Genomic DNA, 17987 nt, shown 5'->3' with positions numbered 1-17987 from the left:
CAGTTTATTTTAGAGGGGAAAAGGGAGCGTAGTTACCCTAGAGTGTTGAAGTGTTCAAAGGACCGATATCCCATAAAAAAGAAAGCCGTTCACGTTAAGTGAACGGCATTACCGCAATTGCGGGGCTTTTACTGTGCGTCATTGAGTTAGATATTAATCTTCAGTCTCAGTTTCACGGTCCATATTTTCAGTATTTTCTAACCAAAGAGCATTAATAATACCGAAAGAACAGGCTAACAATACGCCTAAAATCCAAGCAAAATACCACATAATTTAGGCTCCTATTAGTAAAGTGAGGTCTTATTCTTTTCAATGAACTGACGCGATAAGCGACCAAACATTTTCAAGTAAGTATACACTGTATAGCTCAATACAATCGGTACAAAGATGATTGCAGCCCAAGTCATGACCGTTAGTGATACTTCACTCGCCGTAGCATCCCACATAGTCAAACTCACGTTTGGCTCTAGTGACGATGGCATAACGAATGGGAACATTGCTGCGCCACACGTTAAGATAACAGCCGCAATGCCTAAAGAGCTAAACAAGAACGCAAAACCAGAGCGATTCATACGACTTGATAGCAATACCAAGATAGGCATTAATAGTCCAAGTACAGGGAACAACATCGTCACCGGGTACTTATCGTAGTTTACAAGCCATGCACCGGCTTCTACGGCAACAGTCTTCAATGTTGGGTCCGATATGCCAGCGGTATCGATTGCAGAAGTAATCACATAACCATCAATACCATTGATTAGCCATACGCCTGCGGCACCAAAGAATACAAACAGCAACACTGACAACAACTGCGACATCTTAGTAGCGCGAACACGTAGCTCGCCTTCAGTCTTCATTTGTAACCAAGTAGAGCCTTGCAACATAAACATGCTTACACATACTAAGCCAGCAAGTATCCCAAATGGGTTTAATAGACCGAAGAAACCACCGTGGTAAGTTGCACGTAAGTATTCGTCAAAGTTAAACGGCACCCCTTGCAATAAGTTACCAAAAGCCACACCGATAATTAGCGGTGGTACAAAACCACCTACAAATAACGCCCAGTCCCAAGACTTACGCCATCTTGGATCTTCAATCTTAGAACGGTAGTCAAAACCTACAGGTCTTAGGAACAACGCAAATAGCACTAACATCATTGCGACGTAAAAACCTGAGAAAGACACGCCGTAGACCATAGGCCATGCAGCGAACAATGCGCCACCAGCAGTGATCAACCACACTTGGTTACCGTCCCAGTGAGGGGCGATAGAGTTAATCATGATACGGCGGTCAGTATCGTCTTTACCGATAATAGGTAACAACGCGCCAACGCCCATATCAAAGCCGTCAGTGACAGCAAAACCGATGAACAACACGCCAATCAGTGCCCACCAGATGAATCTTAACATTTCATAATCAAACATAATCAGATCTCCAGTTTAGGCATCAAGCTTTTCAAAGTGATAACGACCGGTCTTCAAGCAACTTGGCCCTTTGCGAGCAAACTTAATCATTAGATAAAGCTCAATCACGAGTAAGATTGAATAGAAGGCGGTAATCGAAATGATACTGAACAATAGGTCATTAACTGACAAGCTAGAAGCTGACATAAAGGTCGGTAATACTTCAGAAATCGTCCACGGTTGACGGCCATATTCAGCGACAAACCAACCACACTCAATGGCAATCCACGGCAGAGGTAGACTGTAAAGCGCAGCTTTTAGTACCCACTTTTTCTCTTCGATTTGATGACGTGTGCTTTGCCAGAATGCAGCAGCAAATACTAACAACATAATCATACCCGCACCCACCATGACACGGAATGTCCAGAACATAGGTGCTACGTTTGGAATAGAGTCATCAGCGGCGGCCTTAATTTGCTCATCCGTTGCATCAACCACTTTATCGGTATAACGCTTCAGCAAGAGACCATAACCAAGATCCACTTTTGACTCTTCAAATGCGGCTCTAATTTCAGGTGTTTCATTGCCCGCTCGAAGTTGTTCAAGTAAACCGTATGCCACCATACCGTTACGAATTCGAACTTCGTGATCAGCAATCAGATCTTTAATACCAGTAACTTGCTCGTCAAGTGAACGAGTTGCAATGATCCCCATCGCGTAAGGAATTTTAATGGCATAATCTGTGTGCTGTGTTTCCTGATTAGGGAAACCTACTGCGGTAAATGCTGCTGGTGCTGGCTCTGTGTGCCATTCAGCTTCAATTGCAGCGAGTTTAACACGTTGCACTTCACCCACTTTATAGCCTGACTCATCACCCAATACGATAACAGAAAGGATAGAAGCCATACCGAAGCTTGCTGCAATAGCAAATGAGCGACGAGCAAAAGGCAGGTCACGCTTCTTCAAGATATAGTAAGCACTAATCGATAACACGAACATTGCGCCAGCAACATAACCAGATGCAACAGTGTGAACGAACTTCACCTGCGCAACAGGGTTAAATATCACTTCAGCAAAGCTAGTCATCTCCATGCGCATGGTTTCGTAGTTGAATACCGACCCAACAGGGTTTTGCATCCAACCGTTAGCAACCAAGATCCACAGTGCTGACATGTTTGAGCCTAGCGCGACTAACCAAGTTACAGCAAGATGTTGGCGTTTGCTAAAGCGATCCCAACCAAAGAAGAACATACCGACTAATGTCGATTCGAGGAAGAAAGCCATCAAGCCTTCAATCGCAAGCGGAGCACCAAAAATGTCACCGACGTAATGCGAATAGTAAGACCAGTTCGTACCGAACTGGAACTCCATCGCCAAACCTGTTGCTACGCCTAGTGCAAAGTTGATACCGAATAACTTACCCCAGAACTTGGTCATATCTTTATAGATTTGCTTATTGGTCATCACATAAAGTGATTCCATAATGGCTAGCAAGAATGCTAACCCCAAGGTCAAGGGAACAAATAGGAAGTGATACATGGCCGTCATCGCAAACTGAAAGCGCGACAGCTCAACAACCTCTTCTAAAATCATTTGTGACTCCTTAGGTGGTGCGTCCAATTATTATTGTTAGATCCCCATCAACAATCATAACTGCCTATATAGGAATATTAATGCAGACACTTAGGCACTCTTCTTCAAAAAGGCCCACTTGGCTGCGTTTCGTTGTTTAATTCATAATTTGTGTAATTTAAAGCCAAAAATACTGACAACCTGCAGCGTAACATCGCAATAAAGCCAATTATTGTGACCACCATCCCATCTAAACAAGTTTTTTGATAACAAATAAGTAATATCAGTTACTTGCAATGCATAACGAGGGTTTTCAGTAGTGAATTTATACCATTCAAAATTGATTCAAATCAATCAATGCATTTGCTTTGCATGGATTTTGAGGGGGAGCACACAAATCCACCCACCCCAACGTTGACAGCATATAAAACTCATGATAGGGAAGCGTTAAAAGATATGAATAGATTTGTTTTTAGCGCTTTACCGCAAAATCCAACACCAAACCCAACTTTAACAAATTATTATCATATTAAGAGTTATATTATTTAACCCTAGAAAACAACAAAAAAGTAGAGCTAAACAATAATAACGACTAAATACAACCACTTAAAATAACCTCGTTAGAGTGACATTAAAACCAATAATAACGAAGCATTATAAAAACTAATCTTAGATAGTATTTTTTCTCGTTTGATATAAATGATGCGCTAACCTAAAATGAGCACCAAGTTAAGGAGACGGTCAAGTTAACCCGGTGAAGTAGCCCGGAAAGACTGACTCCGCTTATCATCAATACTTAAACGTGGAGTTACCATTATGAATACATTTTTTGAGCGTCTAGTTAGCAGCTACCAGCGTGTTTTCGTTGAGCTTTATACCTCAAGAGAGCTTTAAACTAAGCTATCTTTGCAAGATTAATTCTTGAAGTTTTGTTAGCGCAAAGCGGCCCTCCTTAGCGATAAGGGGGGCTTTTTTATGGGAAAAATTAACTGCCCTACTCAATCTCCTTTTCAGCTGTTTCCGATCAGTAACTTACTATAACTAAACTTAACCCGCCGACTTAATCTTATCGCTACAAAACCCGTTGAATTAGCATTAAATAAATCGCTAAAGTTACACTAATCGCCTGTTAATCCTTACTTTTATCCAGTCAGATTTTTGCCATAAAAAAAGCCCCTAAATATTTAGGGGCTTTTTCATCGTTAATGCTAGCGCGTTTATACGCTAATACTAATTAACCAATTGATTTTCTAACATTACGGAACATTCTCATCCATGGGCTATCTTCACCCCATGAATCAGGGTGCCATGAGTTAGCAACCGTTCTAAATACACGCTCTGGGTGCGGCATCATGATCGTTACACGACCATCGGTCGAACTCAATGCAGTGATCGCATTTGGTGAACCGTTAGGGTTTTGTGGGTACTGAGTCGCTATTTGACCATTTCCGTCAACATAACGCAGTGCAACTGTTCCTGACGCTTCAGCCGCTGCTAATGCTTCAGGAGATGCAAACTCAGCACGCCCTTCGCCGTGCGAAACAGCAATCGGCATACGCGAGCCTTCCATACCTTGGAAGAACAACGATGGGCTCTTTTGTACTTCAACCAAGCTAAAGCGTGCTTCAAAACGCTCAGAACGGTTACGTACAAAGTGTGGCCACAAATCAGTACCAGGAATGATGTCTTTTAAATTAGACAGCATCTGACAACCATTACATACACCTAACGAGAAGCTATCATCGCGTTCAAAGAACTGGCTAAACTGCTCACGCGCACGCGCATTAAACAAGATGGACTTCGCCCAACCTTCCCCCGCGCCCAGTACGTCACCGTATGAGAAGCCACCACAAGCCACTAGACCTTGGAACTCTTCTAAGCTGATCCGGCCACTCAGAATATCACTCATGTGCACATCTTTAGACTCAAAGCCTGCACGGTCAAATGCTGCCGCCATTTCGATATGAGAGTTAACCCCTTGCTCACGCAAAATAGCCATCTTAGGTGCAGCACCCTTTAAGATAAATGGTGCAGCGACGTCTTCACTTGGATCAAAGCTCAAATCAACGGTAAGACCTAAGTCATTAGTGTCTTGCTTAAGCGCATGTTCCTCTTTAGCACACTCAGGGTTGTCACGCAGTGACTGCATGCGGTACGTAGTTTCAGCCCAAATAGTACGCAATGAAGTACGTGTTTCCGTTAACACTTCACGCTCACCATCAAAGATAGCAATTTGATCTGTATCAGTCAGCTCAGCAACCTTATGACAAGCTACACCTGCTGCATTAAACTTCGCGCTAATGGCTACAGAGTCTTCACGACGAACTTGGATAACAGCACCAAGCTCTTCGTTAAATAAACGCTCAACATCAGTGCCCGTTAACGCACTCAAATCAACATTTAGACCCGTGTGTCCGGCAAACGCCATCTCAACTAGCGTGGTATATAAGCCACCGTCACTTCTATCGTGGTAAGCCATAATTGACTTATCAGCCACTAATGGCTGAATCACTTCAAAGAAGCCTTTCAACGTAGCAGAGTTATCAAGATCAGGGGCAATATCACCCAGCTCACTGTATACCTGTGCTAAACAAGAACCGCCTAAACGGTTTTTGCCAAGACCTAAGTCAAGCAGCAACAACTCAGTGTCACCTTTATCAGTGCGCAGTTCTGGCGTTACTGTATTGCGAACATCTTGCACCACACCAAAGGCAGTAATCACTAGAGACATTGGCGAAGTCACGGCTTTTTGTACGCCATTATCTTCCCAGGCCGTCTTCATCGACATAGAGTCTTTACCGACTGGAATCGTTAGCGACAGATCAGGACAAAGCTCTTCGCCAATCGCTTTAACAGCTTCATAAAGACCCGCATCTTCACCAGGATGACCTGCAGGCGACATCCAGTTAGCAGAAAGCTTAATACGCTTGAATGAACCGATATCAGTACCAGCGATATTTAAAATTGACTCAGCAACTGCCATACGTGCAGATGCGCCAAAATCGAGTAGTGCCAGCGGTGTACGCTCACCTATCGACATCGCTTCACCGACATATGAATCGTAACTTGCAGCGGTTACCGCACAATCCGCAACAGGTACCTGCCAAGGACCAACCATCTGATCGCGGTTAACAAGGCCGGTAACGGTTCTATCACCAATAGTAATAAGGAAGGTCTTTTCAGCAATAGTGGGTAAGCGAAGTAAGCGATGCGCCGCTTCTTTAACTGCAATGTCACTTTGGTCCAGTGCGTTTGAGTTAGCTTTGGCACTCACAACGTCTCGACTCATCTTAGGCGCTTTACCTAATAGCACTTCTAGCGGAAGCTCAATTGGGTGGTTTTCGAAGTGTTCATCGCTAAGGATTAACTCACGCTCTTCGGTTGCGATACCTACCACTGCAAATGGTGCGCGTTCACGCTGACAAATTTGAGTAAATAGCTCAATATTTTCCGGCGCAATCGACATCACATAACGCTCTTGCGATTCATTACACCAGATCTCTAATGGGCTCATACCTGGCTCATCAGAAGGCACTTTACGCAGCTCAAAGTTACCGCCACGTCCGCCATCATCCACTAACTCAGGGAAAGCATTCGACAAACCGCCTGCACCTACATCGTGGATAAACTGGATTGGGTTTGCGTCACCCATCTGCCAACAACGGTCGATAACTTCCTGACAGCGACGCTCCATCTCTGGGTTTTCACGCTGTACTGAAGCAAAATCTAAATCTTCGCTTGATTGGCCAGATGTCATCGAAGACGCCGCGCCGCCACCAAGGCCGATATTCATTGCAGGGCCACCAAGTACAACCAATTTGGCACCAACAGTGATCTCGCCTTTTTGAACATGCTCTTCGCGAATGTTACCTAAACCACCGGCAAGCATAATAGGTTTGTGATAACCACGCACCTCAACACCATTATGGCTATTCACTTCCTGCTCGTAAGTACGGAAGTAACCCACAAGCGCTGGACGACCGAACTCATTGTTAAATGCAGCGCCACCCAGTGGGCCTTCAGTCATAATATCCAGTGCTGTAACGATGCGGTCTGGTTTACCGTAATCCGCTTCCCATGGTTGAACAAAGCCAGGAATTTTAAGGTTTGAAACGCTAAAACCAGTTAAACCTGCTTTTGGCTTAGAACCACGACCGGTTGCACCTTCATCACGAATTTCGCCACCACTGCCCGTTGCAGCACCTGGATATGGGCTAATTGCAGTTGGGTGGTTATGGGTTTCTACTTTCATCAAGATATGCATTGGCTCGGTGTGGTAGCCATATACACCATCTTGCTTAGGGAAGAATCGACCAGCAGTAGAACCTGTCATTACTGCGGCGTTATCTTTGTAAGCAGAAAGCACGTTTTCAGGGGTGGTTTCAAAAGTGTTCTTAATCATTTTGAACAATGACTTTGGCTGAACCTCGCCATCGATTGTCCAATCAGCGTTAAAGATCTTATGACGACAATGCTCAGAGTTTGCTTGAGCAAACATCATTAACTCAACATCATTTGGGTTACGCTCTAGCTTCTTGAAGTTCTCAACTAAATAGTCAATCTCATCTTCAGCAAGTGCGAGCCCTAAGGTGGTATTCGCTTGCTCAAGCGCACTGCGCCCTTGCCCTAGAATATCGACGCTTTTAAACTTTGCAGGTTCAGTGCGAGCAAACAGTACATCGGCCGCATTGAAGTCATTAACAACCACTTCAACCATGCGGTCATGTAATAGTTCCAGTAGCGACTTGGTTTGCGCAGCAGTTAACTCATCAGCAATGACGTAGTAGGCAATACCACGCTCTAAGCGCACGACTTTATCGAGACCACAGTTGTGGGCGATATCGGTTGCTTTAGAAGACCAAGGAGAAATTGTACCGGGGCGGGGCGTGACAAAATGGAGCTGACCTTCAGGCTGGTGTGCTTCAATAGCAGGGCCGTAGGTTAAGATTTTTTCAAGCTGTTGACTTTCATTTTCTTCTAGCGACTCTCTCAAATCAGCTAAGTGGATAAACTCGGCATAGATTTGGCGCACTGGTAGTGCTGCCGACTCACAAGCTTCCATCAGCTTCTGTACTCTAAACGCCGAAAGTGCAGGGGCTCCGCGGATGATCTCCATCACGTCTTTTCACCTTATAAATTATAATTGCAGGGTCAGATCTGGCGCTATTATAGGGAAATGTTTGCCACAAATCATTAGCAGTCGCTATACAAAACAGTGTTTCCTGTATAGAAAAAAGCGCAGCTTATTTTTTGTAGAAATGACGTCGATATTTCAAGCAAAATTTCGATTTGGAGTCATACTAATATCAATAGTACTGATGCAAAACACCTGTTTTCATACACCTTTTAATATTGTGATATAATCAAGCACAATTTCCTTATAATTTAGGCGCTAACTAATAACAATGATGAGAAATCTTTGCTTAATTTTCTGCTGTATTACCTTACTGGCTGCCTGCCAGAAGGTGGTCGTGGAACAAAAGCAAGTTGCCGTCATTGAGCCGAAAACAGAGTTAGTTGTCGGCACCTTATTTGGCCCACAAATCTATTTTAGTGCTGGTCAGGGCGAATCTGGTTACGATTATGAGATGGCCTCTAAATTTGCCAAGTACCTCAACCTTGAGTTGAAAATGAAACCGTTTGCCAATATTAGCGAGCTATACAACGCACTAAGATCAGGCAAAGTAGACATATTAGCAGCAGGTCTGGCTGATACTCCGTCCAGACGCGAGCAGTTTAGAGTTGGCCCTCCGCTCTATCGGGTCAACCAAGTATTGGTATATCGCCAAGGTACACCGCTTCCAAAAGATATTAATAACCTTGAAGGCGATATTACTGTTATTACCGACTCCTCCTTTGTTGACACATTGAGTGATCTACAAAAGTCGAACCCAAACCTAATGTGGAAACAGGAAAAAGATAAAGACTCCGAAGAGTTGCTGGCAATGATAGCCAGTGGCGATCTGCGTTATACCATCGCCGACTCAACCAGTTTAGATATTAACAGGCGCTTTATGCCTGAACTACGTGAAGGCCCAATTCTCAAAGAAAAACAACCAGTGGTTTGGTTATTACCGCCTAACAATAGCGATCTATTAATGAGTAAATTGCTCGCTTTTTGGCACATAGAAAAGCGCCGCGGTACCCTTGCCCATTTAAATGAAAAATACTTTGCCCACGTTAAACGTTTTGACTATGTCGATACTCGTGCTTTTATCCGTGCTATCGATAATAAGCTACCTAAGTACCAAGAAACGTTTGAAAAGTATGCTGGGGATATCGACTGGCGCAAACTCGCTGCCACCGCTTATCAAGAGTCGCACTGGAACCCTAATGCCCGCTCTCCAACCGGAGTGCGTGGACTGATGATGCTAACCCTGCCAACTGCTAAACAAGTCGGTATTAAGAATAGACTCGATCCGTACCAGAGCATTCAAGGCGGAGCTAAGTACCTCAACAGTATGCTTGAGCGCCTGCCAGCATCGATTCCCGAAAGCCAAAGAATGTGGTTCGCCCTCGCCTCTTACAATATCGGCTTTGGTCATGTTGAAGATGCAAGAAAACTGGCGCAATCTATGGGGCTTAACCCTAGTGCTTGGCGGGATATTAAAGAAGTATTACCGCTGTTACAAAAAAGAAAACATTACAAAAAGACGCGATACGGCTATGCCCGCGGCAATGAAGCGGTGCACTATGTTGACAGTATTCGCCGTTACTACGATACGCTAGTGTGGATTGATAACCAAAATATGCTCATTGAGCTAAAAGAAGAGCAGACCCAAACAGCAGACAACAGCAATCAAACGATGGAGGGAGCACAACCGCAGTAGAGCGGCTAAATTTTATTTTATGCCATTCATTTTAATTTCATCTTACTGCTGTAAGTTGCTCTGAAGAAAAACAAAGGAGATAGATGATGAGAAAGAGAGCAGTAAATAATATGGCGGCTCGTCGCCGCACACAATTAAAAGCCCGCCATTTAAAAACACTCAATAGACAAAAACAGTTCTTCGTCTTTATTCGCCCGTCAGATTAACCCTCATCGAGCACGATAAAAACACAGTATTAACGCTTATTAGCAGGTAGCTGCGCTTCTTGCTTAGCCAACGCTTTAGCAGCTTTTTTCTCTTTTCTGCGGCGTCTGAAAAAAGCACTGAGCTGCTCGCTACAAGCTTCTTCTCTCACCCCTGCAGTAATCTCAACCTGATGATTAAACGCAGGGTGGCGCACAATATCAATCACTGTCCCGGCAGCCCCCGTTTTCTCATCATTAGCACCGTAGACCAATCGACTAATTCTAGAGTGAACTATTGCACCAGCACACATGGCACATGGCTCTAACGTGACATATAAAGTGGTATCTAATAGGCGGTAATTTTCCAGCAATTGACCTGCTTGGCGGATACACTGCATCTCAGCATGTGCACTTGGGTCATGTAAACCAATGCTATAGTTAAAACCCGCGCTCACTACTTCACCATCTTTGACCAAAACGGCGCCCACAGGCACTTCGCCTTTCTCTTCAGCTTTTGCCGCCATCTCCATCGCCATTTTCATAAAGCGGCTATCGTCTTCGGTTTGTGCTAACTGTGCTGCAGTTTGTTGTGTGTTGTCGCGACTTGGCAATCGACTCTCCAGATAGATGTATTAAATCGGCGCTATTCTAGCAATTGTGCTGCAAAATAAAAAAGGTGCCGAAGCACCTTTTATATTAACCATTATAGCTCGCTAGCTGAAATGGGTTATTCCCACTCGATAGTTGCAGGTGGCTTACCTGAAATATCGTAAACAACACGCGAAATACCGTCAATTTCATTAATGATTCGATTAGATACACGACCTAAGAAGTCATACGGCAGGTGAGCCCAATGAGCAGTCATAAAGTCGATAGTCTCTACCGCACGTAAGCTGACAACCCAATCGTATTTACGGCCATCACCCATTACGCCCACAGAACGAACCGGTAAGAACACAGTAAATGCTTGGCTCACTTTATGATACAGGTCAGCTTTGTGTAGCTCTTCAATGAAAATGGCATCGGCTAAACGCAGTAAATCACAGTATTCCTTCTTAACTTCGCCAAGCACACGCACACCAAGACCTGGTCCTGGGAATGGGTGGCGGTAAAGCATGTCATACGGTAGACCTAGCTCTAAACCAATTTTACGCACTTCATCTTTAAACAGTTCACGCAGTGGCTCAACCAGACCCAGCTCCATATCATCTGGCAAACCGCCAACGTTATGGTGTGATTTAATCACGTGTGCTTTACCTGTTGCGCTACCTGCAGACTCAATCACGTCTGGGTAGATAGTGCCTTGCGCAAGCCATTTAGCGTTTTGGCATTTCTTCGACTCTTCGTCAAAGATCTCAACAAAGACATGGCCAATGATCTTACGTTTAGCTTCTGGATCCGCTTCGCCAGCCATCGCATCAAGGAAACGGTTTTCGGCATCAACGTGGATAATGTTGAGCCCGAAGTGATCGCCAAACATATCCATCACTTGTTGAGCTTCATTTAAACGCAGCAGACCGTTATCAACGAATACACAAGTCAGTTTGTCACCAATCGCACGGTGCAACAGCATTGCAACGACAGATGAATCAACACCACCAGATAGGCCAAGAATAACTTCATCGTCACCAATCTGTTTCTTTAAACGTTCTACCGCGTCTTCAATAATTGAAGAAGGTTTCCAGTTTGCATCACAACCACAAATATCAAGCGCAAAATGCTCAAGCATGCGCTTGCCTTGGCGAGTGTGAGTCACCTCAGGATGGAACTGAACACCATAGAATTTTTTGTCTTCGTTAGCCATTGCTGCAAACGGACAAGTCTCAGTGTTAGCGACAGTAACGAAACCTTCAGGGATCTCCGACACTTTATCGCCATGGCTCATCCAAACGTCAAGTAAAGGCTTACCCGTTTCGCTTACCGCATCTTCAATCGCTTTAAATAGTGCAGATTCAGTTTGTACTTCTACTTGTGCGTAACCAAACTCACCTTCTCCAACACCTTGAATGACTTTACCACCCAGCTGTTCAGACATCGTCTGCATGCCGTAGCAAATACCGAGTACTGGTACGCCAGCGTTAAATACATACTCAGGGGCGCGAGGAGAGTTATCTGCAGTCACGCTTTCTGGACCACCGGCTAAAATAATACCGTTTGGTGCAAAACCACGAATTTGCTCTTCGGAAACATCCCAAGCCCAAAGTTCACAATAAACACCGATCTCACGAATACGGCGGGCAATCAATTGGGTGTATTGCGATCCAAAATCTAGGATTAGGATCTTATGCTCATGAATGTTGCTCATGGGGTACCTTATCTTTATATTTCTGTTTAACTAAAATCTTGCAGGTCTGCGTATATAGCGATTAATCGCTAAAGCAGTTCACAGCTAAATAAAAGGCGACCGTCATGGTCGCCTAGCAAACTTTATGAACCTGAACTGTAGTTCGGCGCTTCTTTGCTAATTTTCACATCGTGAACATGGGACTCGCCCATGCCAGCAGCGGTGATTTTAACAAACTCAGCTTTCTCATTAAGTTCTTTAATGGTGGCACAACCTGTTAGGCCCATGCATGAACGTAAACCGCCCATGTGCTGATGAATGATCTCTTTAAGCTTACCTTTGTAAGCAACGCGACCTTCAATACCTTCAGGTACTAGCTTGTCTGCGGCGTTATCACTTTGGAAGTAACGATCAGACGAACCTTGTGTTTGTGTCATAGCGCCCAATGAGCCCATTCCACGGTATGACTTATAAGCACGGCCATTATAAAGTTCAGTTTCACCAGGAGCTTCATCAGTACCAGCAAACATAGAGCCTGCCATGATGCATGATGCACCAGCAGCAAGTGCTTTTGCTAAGTCACCAGAGAAACGAATACCACCATCGGCGATAACAGGAATGTTAAGATGCTTAACTGCTGTAGCGGCATCAGATACCGCGGTAATTTGCGGAACACCTACGCCAGTAACGATACGAGTGGTACAGATAGAACCTGGGCCAATACCCACTTTAACCGCATTAACGCCCGCTTCAACAAGTGCAAGTGCGCCTTCAGCAGTCGCGACGTTGCCGCCAACGATTTGTAGTTCAGGATATTTAGCACGGGTATCACGAATGCGCTGTAGTACGCCTTCAGAGTGACCATGAGATGAATCGATAAGTAAGATATCAACGCCAGCAAGCACAAGTGCGTCAACACGCTCTTCATTACCTGGGCCTGCACCAACCGCTGCACCAACACGTAAACGACCTAGTTCGTCTTTACATGCATTAGGCTTACGCTCAGCTTTTTGGAAATCTTTAACGGTAATAAGACCTTTAAGCTTAAAGTTGTCATCAACAACCAATACTTTCTCAACGCGGTGAGAATGCATCAGTGTTTGCACTTCATCAAGCTTAGTGCCTTCAGCAACGGTAACAAGGCGATCTTTAGGTGTCATCACCTGATCAACAGTACGGCTCCAGTCAGTAACAAAACGCACATCGCGGCCAGTAATAATACCGACAAGTTCATTGGCTTCATTAACAACAGGATAACCAGCAAAACCGTTCTTTTCAGTCAATACTTTAAGATCGGCTAGCGTGGTGGTCGGCGTCACAGTCACTGGCTGCTGAACAATACCCGCTTCGTAAATTTTTACTTTGCGAACTTCTTCAGCCTGCTGCTCAATCGTCATATTTTTATGGATAAATCCTAAACCGCCTTCTTGCGCAATCGCAATTGCTAAGCGTGCTTCTGTGACGGTATCCATCGCAGCAGACACTATAGGCGTGTTCAGTTCTATCGTATTTGTTAGACGTGTTTTGAGAACGGCAGTATTTGGGAGGACGGTGGAGTGCGCTGGAACTAGCAACACATCATCAAACGTTAGCGCTTCTTTCTTTAATCTTAACATGCAACATCTCCCCAAGAGAGTAGGATTTAGAGGTGAAATATTGCGGCGAGATTATACCTTGCATATCTGGGTTGGTAAATGGAAAATAGGCATTAATTAGCATTTGTGTGTAAAAAAATAATGAAAACCTCAAAAAACAACGTTTACACCGTCTCTCGACTCAATGGAGAAGTTAGACAACTTCTCGAGGGGCAACTGGGTCGAATTTGGCTAAATGCTGAAATCTCAAACTTTGCCGCGCCCGGTTCTGGTCATTGGTATCTGACTCTAAAAGATAATTTCTCACAGATCCGTTGCGCCATGTTTAAAGGCCGCAACCAAGCTGTCACTTTCAGACCGGTTAACGGTCAACAAGTGCTGGTTAAGGGTAATATTAGCGTTTACGAGCCTAGAGGTGACTATCAGCTATTAATTGAATCTATGTTGCCAGCCGGTGATGGTTTACTTGCTCAGCAATATGAAGCGCTCAAAATGAAGCTTGCCGCCGAAGGCATGTTTGCCACTGATACCAAACGTCCACTACCAGATAATATTCAGCGGATCGGTGTGGTGACCTCGCCCACCGGTGCCGCCATTCGCGATATCTTGCATGTGCTCGCCCGCCGAGACTCATCAATAGAAGTCATCATCTACCCAACTCCAGTACAAGGCACTGACGCTGCCGCTAGTATCTGTAATGCGATAAACTTAGCCAATACCCGCGCAGAAGTTGATGTACTGTTGGTGACCCGCGGCGGTGGTTCTCTTGAGGATTTATGGAGCTTTAATGACGAAGGCTTAGCGCACACAATTTATAACAGTGGTATTCCGGTGGTGTCTGCGGTCGGTCATGAAGTTGACACCACTATTAGTGATTATGTTGCTGATCTGCGCGCGCCGACACCATCAGCCGGAGCCGAATTATTATCGAAAGATGCCGACAATAAAGCGCAAAAGCTAAATGCTATATTGTCACGTTTAAAGCAAAGCTGGCAGCATTACCAATTAAAGCAACAAAATAAACTGCAAGGCTGCGAACATCGCCTGCAAAAGCAAGATCCGCTGCGACGTTTGCAAACCTATGAGCAAACCTTTGATGAGATGCAGCTTAGACTGCAAAAAGCCCTACAGAGCAAATTACACCGCATGACGTTAAGGCAGCAGCAACTCGCCAATAGACTCGATAACCAGTCACCACAACATCGACTGGCACTAGAAAGCCAACGCTTGAGTTATTTAGCCGAAAAACTCAAAACATCCATGACAGATAAACTGAGCATGAGCGAGCAGCGTGTGGCGCATCGCGCGCAGCAGCTCGATACAGTTAGTCCACTGGCAACATTGAGCCGCGGTTACAGTATTACTTTAAACGGTAAAGGTAAGGTCTTGCAAAGCGCTGATGATACCTCTGTAGGCGATACACTCACCACACGTTTGCGAGATGGAGTGCTGACATCAACAGTCACTGAGGTTGGATAGTTTGGTTGGATAGCTTAGTTTGATAGTTTAATTGGATAGCTTGTAACGTTACCAGCCCCTCAGCTCAGAGGGGCTGCGACTTAGATAGTGCTATCAACAAAGCCAAATATCTTAGTAATTTGCACGATTCATATCATCTTTATCTAATAGTTCCATTAGCCCAACCAAGGCAATAAAAAATACTGCACCTACAGGCCAGATTATCCAGGTTACGCTCCAGTTCATCGTCCATAGGCTCCAGCCAAGGTATATTGCCACCAATAGCGGCCAATAAAATGCAGCCAGTTTTTCAGCTCTTTTAGCCCGTCTAGTTTTTTCAGTTTTTAAACCGCTCTCTTTTAAAATATTAGTGTAAGCCATGTATTTAGCGCTAACAGATGAAATGATATAAATACCTGCTGCAATCATAAACATCATCACAATTAGCATGATTAAAACGATAGCGGAACCATTAAAGAACATACTGATTGTCATCAAGGGTACAAAGCTGAAAATAAACAAGAATATTGCGATAGACAACCTGAGATTGTAGGTAGCTCTGTATTTTTGTAATTTCTCGCTAATTACGCCATGAACGCCATAAGCCAGCTCAAAAGGCTGGCTATCGATTACAGCAAAATCTGCTTCATATTGATTAACTTTAATAAAAAAACTTACAGCAATAGACACCATGATGAGTATTGAGATAACCCCCATCACCGCAGCTATATCCCCCGTCATTCCTAAGCGATTGGTCTCTGCCATCGCCAAAAAGAAAAACAGCGGTACAACAGAACACACACAAAGCACCACTCCTTTGGTAATAATGTCTGACATTGCTACCTTTTTATCTGTATAGGCTAAGGCTTGCTCTAAGCTTATCGAACAGGTTTGATGCACGCTTTCCAGAGTCTCGCTGACTTCGGTTTCATCTTTCAGTAGAAAATCAGTTGAGACCTCAAAAATCTCTGCCAGCGTTATTATTCGGTTTAAGTCCGGTATGCTAATTGCGCTTTCCCACTTAGAGACTGACTGCCTTGACACACTCATTTTTTCAGCTAACTCTTCCTGCGACCAGCCGTACTGTTTCCTTAATCTGATTATCTTATCTGCTAAAATCATTAGATTCTTTCCTTGCTCTGTTATTTAGCCGTAAGCTTATTAAATCAGATAGTTGCACACTACCAACTGCAGCTAACATTGTGTCAACCAGCGGTTGCATCCTAGTTGCAATGGGGTTTATTTCCAGTTTAAACATCAAAGCTAGCGATTTTAGTAGAGACACGCAAGTAAGTATTAACTTAGACAGTGAAAGGTTGCCTGCACGATTATTTTGCATGCCTGGTTACTCGTGAATGGTATTTTGGGTATTGCTGCGTGGGCTTATAAAAAGTCTGCAACTTTCTTTTTCCTCAAAATAAGCAAGCTCCCATTACTAATGGCTATTATCCTAGAATTCAAAACCAAATCTAAATCAAAGTCGTGGCGCTTCGCCCACGCCCGAGCCAAGGGGCAAAGCGCTTGCGCCCCGCTCGTGATTTCAAAAGAGTTTGTCCCTCAGCGCCCCAGACGAAGTTGTCTCCCTCGTACTTATTTGAAATAGCCTAATGCTTCCGATGGGGAATCGGTGTGCTCTACGAGTTTTGTAACTCAATTTTGCCTCATTGTGAGTCAGCGGCAACCTTTCCTCGAATTTAGCATTGTCCGCTTCGCAATACCCTTTCTCACCAACTGAAAGACAAAATACTCTGTTTGCGATAATTTCTAAGTTAACCGTTAACTGTGTTTTTACGCAGCATTATTAGATTTCCTACTAATATCATTAAAATTATTCCGAATCAGTTCTCGGTTTGCTATTGAGTGAAAATAAAAAGCAGAGTAAATTCAATTGACTAAATAGTATGCTTGCTCGGTTTGCAGGAGATACGAGGCAAGTTAGCTCGCCATTCTCGTTTTGCCCGCGGCGGTTTTGAGTGTGTTCGTTAAAAACGTTAATAAATTAATTACTTATTGATACACGCGCTGACTAGTCTAACCTGACAAACGCGCAAGGCGTGTATACAGATGTTATGTTTACCACAAGGACCGGTTATGACCTCAAAAATTTATATACTTTCATTTGCATTATTACTTTCAGGATGTAAATCCACTCCAATAGAGGCAATATATACAGAACTTGACCCTACCCCTTGGACCATTGGGTATCAAAAAGATTTCGGAGCAGGTAACGGCTATATAAGAGAATGGGTTCCAAAAGATGAAAATATTAAGTCTTGGACAAAATTATTTTCAATAGAGTTTTTGGAAAAGGAAAAAACGCCAATACATGAGTATTCAGATAACTTTTTGAAGAAAAGACAAGAACAGTGCTCGGGAACTAAATATAAGATATTAAAGGAAACTGACTTTAGCCGAACTTATATAATTAATTTTCCATCTTGTGCAGGCCAAGAGGCACAGTCAGAAATAACTCGAATGTTCCAAGGTAATGATGGTTTGCATCGTCTATCTTATGCGGAAAAATCAGCAAGTTTATCTCAGGAAGTTATTGCTAAGTGGAACCAAGAGTTACAAAATTCTTATATTGTAAAGGGCCCTAACAAAACTCGGATCAGGTAAGAAAATACATAGCTAAGAAAATACATAGCCATATATGGACG

General features: G+C 43.9%; 12 protein-coding genes. 4 read left to right on the top strand and 8 right to left on the bottom strand.

The window, feature by feature from the left end:
* Positions 1-153 precede the first annotated feature (153 nt).
* From cydX to purL, 4 genes are all read right to left on the bottom strand, one after another.
* The gene (gene cydX, locus AB4238_RS15480) at positions 154-270 is read right to left on the bottom strand and encodes a cytochrome bd-I oxidase subunit CydX (protein WP_220737883.1); all 117 of its coding nucleotides are present in this window, start codon (positions 268-270) and stop codon (positions 154-156) included.
* Between the two features lie 14 nt (positions 271-284).
* Positions 285-1424 carry a cytochrome d ubiquinol oxidase subunit II gene (gene cydB / locus AB4238_RS15475; protein ID WP_372034234.1) on the bottom strand — a complete coding sequence of 380 codons (1140 nt, stop codon included), beginning with the start codon at positions 1422-1424 and terminating at the stop codon, positions 285-287.
* Positions 1425-1439: 15 nt separating this feature from the next.
* Positions 1440-2996, bottom strand: coding sequence for a cytochrome ubiquinol oxidase subunit I (locus AB4238_RS15470; RefSeq protein WP_372034233.1), 1557 nt, complete (start codon positions 2994-2996; stop codon positions 1440-1442).
* A 1213-nt stretch (positions 2997-4209) separates the two neighbouring features.
* Complete coding sequence (gene purL, locus AB4238_RS15465) at positions 4210-8091, bottom strand: phosphoribosylformylglycinamidine synthase (protein WP_372034237.1); 3882 nt, start codon at positions 8089-8091, stop codon at positions 4210-4212.
* 292 nt (positions 8092-8383) lie between these two features.
* Between purL and mltF the strand changes: the two genes are divergently transcribed.
* Together mltF and AB4238_RS15455 are read left to right on the top strand one after the other, a co-directional pair.
* Entirely contained in the window at positions 8384-9805 is a 1422-nt protein-coding gene (gene mltF / locus AB4238_RS15460; RefSeq protein WP_372034235.1) for a membrane-bound lytic murein transglycosylase MltF, read from the top strand.
* A gap of 83 nt (positions 9806-9888) precedes the next feature.
* Positions 9889-10011: a hypothetical protein gene (locus AB4238_RS15455; protein WP_371995490.1), complete on the top strand. Its 123-nt coding sequence runs from the start codon at positions 9889-9891 to the stop codon at positions 10009-10011.
* 29 nt (positions 10012-10040) lie between these two features.
* Here the strand turns inward: AB4238_RS15455 and tadA are convergent, their stop codons facing one another.
* From tadA to guaB, 3 genes are all read right to left on the bottom strand, one after another.
* Entirely contained in the window at positions 10041-10601 is a 561-nt protein-coding gene (tadA, locus tag AB4238_RS15450; RefSeq protein WP_372034232.1) for a tRNA adenosine(34) deaminase TadA, read from the bottom strand.
* Positions 10602-10717: 116 nt separating this feature from the next.
* On the bottom strand, positions 10718-12295 hold the full coding sequence (guaA, locus tag AB4238_RS15445; protein ID WP_372034230.1) for a glutamine-hydrolyzing GMP synthase: 1578 nt from the start codon (positions 12293-12295) through the stop codon (positions 10718-10720).
* A 122-nt stretch (positions 12296-12417) separates the two neighbouring features.
* Positions 12418-13890 carry an IMP dehydrogenase gene (gene guaB / locus AB4238_RS15440; RefSeq protein ID WP_020911627.1) on the bottom strand — a complete coding sequence of 491 codons (1473 nt, stop codon included), beginning with the start codon at positions 13888-13890 and terminating at the stop codon, positions 12418-12420.
* Positions 13891-14010: 120 nt separating this feature from the next.
* Here guaB and xseA point away from each other — a divergent pair, with 120 nt between their 5' ends.
* The gene (gene xseA, locus AB4238_RS15435) at positions 14011-15348 is read left to right on the top strand and encodes an exodeoxyribonuclease VII large subunit (RefSeq protein WP_372034229.1); all 1338 of its coding nucleotides are present in this window, start codon (positions 14011-14013) and stop codon (positions 15346-15348) included.
* A gap of 111 nt (positions 15349-15459) precedes the next feature.
* Here xseA and AB4238_RS15430 read toward each other — a convergent pair whose 3' ends face one another.
* Positions 15460-16449: a helix-turn-helix domain-containing protein gene (locus AB4238_RS15430; protein WP_372034228.1), complete on the bottom strand. Its 990-nt coding sequence runs from the start codon at positions 16447-16449 to the stop codon at positions 15460-15462.
* Between the two features lie 969 nt (positions 16450-17418).
* Between AB4238_RS15430 and AB4238_RS15425 the strand changes: the two genes are divergently transcribed.
* Entirely contained in the window at positions 17419-17946 is a 528-nt protein-coding gene (locus tag AB4238_RS15425; protein ID WP_372034227.1) for a hypothetical protein, read from the top strand.
* The last annotated feature ends 41 nt before the right edge of the window (positions 17947-17987 follow it).

The organism is Shewanella sp. 10N.286.45.A1 (assembly GCF_041470405.1).
Lineage (GTDB): Bacteria > Pseudomonadota > Gammaproteobacteria > Enterobacterales > Shewanellaceae > Shewanella.
The sequence above is the reverse complement of the archived record's forward strand: the minus strand, read 5'-3'. Positions and strand labels throughout refer to the sequence as shown.

Bases quoted from the DNA above. Each gene is read 5' to 3' on its own strand.
- cydX (WP_220737883.1), bottom strand. From the start codon at position 270: ATGTGGTATTTTGCTTGGATTTTAGGCGTATTGTTAGCCTGTTCTTTC.
- cydB (WP_372034234.1), bottom strand. From the start codon at position 1,424: ATGTTTGATTATGAAATGTTAAGATTCATCTGGTGGGCACTGATTGGC.
- AB4238_RS15470 (WP_372034233.1), bottom strand. From the start codon at position 2,996: ATGATTTTAGAAGAGGTTGTTGAGCTGTCGCGCTTTCAGTTTGCGATG.
- purL (WP_372034237.1), bottom strand. From the start codon at position 8,091: ATGGAGATCATCCGCGGAGCCCCTGCACTTTCGGCGTTTAGAGTACAG.
- mltF (WP_372034235.1), top strand. From the start codon at position 8,384: ATGAGAAATCTTTGCTTAATTTTCTGCTGTATTACCTTACTGGCTGCC.
- AB4238_RS15455 (WP_371995490.1), top strand. From the start codon at position 9,889: ATGATGAGAAAGAGAGCAGTAAATAATATGGCGGCTCGTCGCCGCACA.
- guaA (WP_372034230.1), bottom strand. From the start codon at position 12,295: ATGAGCAACATTCATGAGCATAAGATCCTAATCCTAGATTTTGGATCG.
- guaB (WP_020911627.1), bottom strand. From the start codon at position 13,890: ATGTTAAGATTAAAGAAAGAAGCGCTAACGTTTGATGATGTGTTGCTA.
- xseA (WP_372034229.1), top strand. From the start codon at position 14,011: ATGAAAACCTCAAAAAACAACGTTTACACCGTCTCTCGACTCAATGGA.
- AB4238_RS15430 (WP_372034228.1), bottom strand. From the start codon at position 16,449: ATGATTTTAGCAGATAAGATAATCAGATTAAGGAAACAGTACGGCTGG.
- AB4238_RS15425 (WP_372034227.1), top strand. From the start codon at position 17,419: ATGACCTCAAAAATTTATATACTTTCATTTGCATTATTACTTTCAGGA.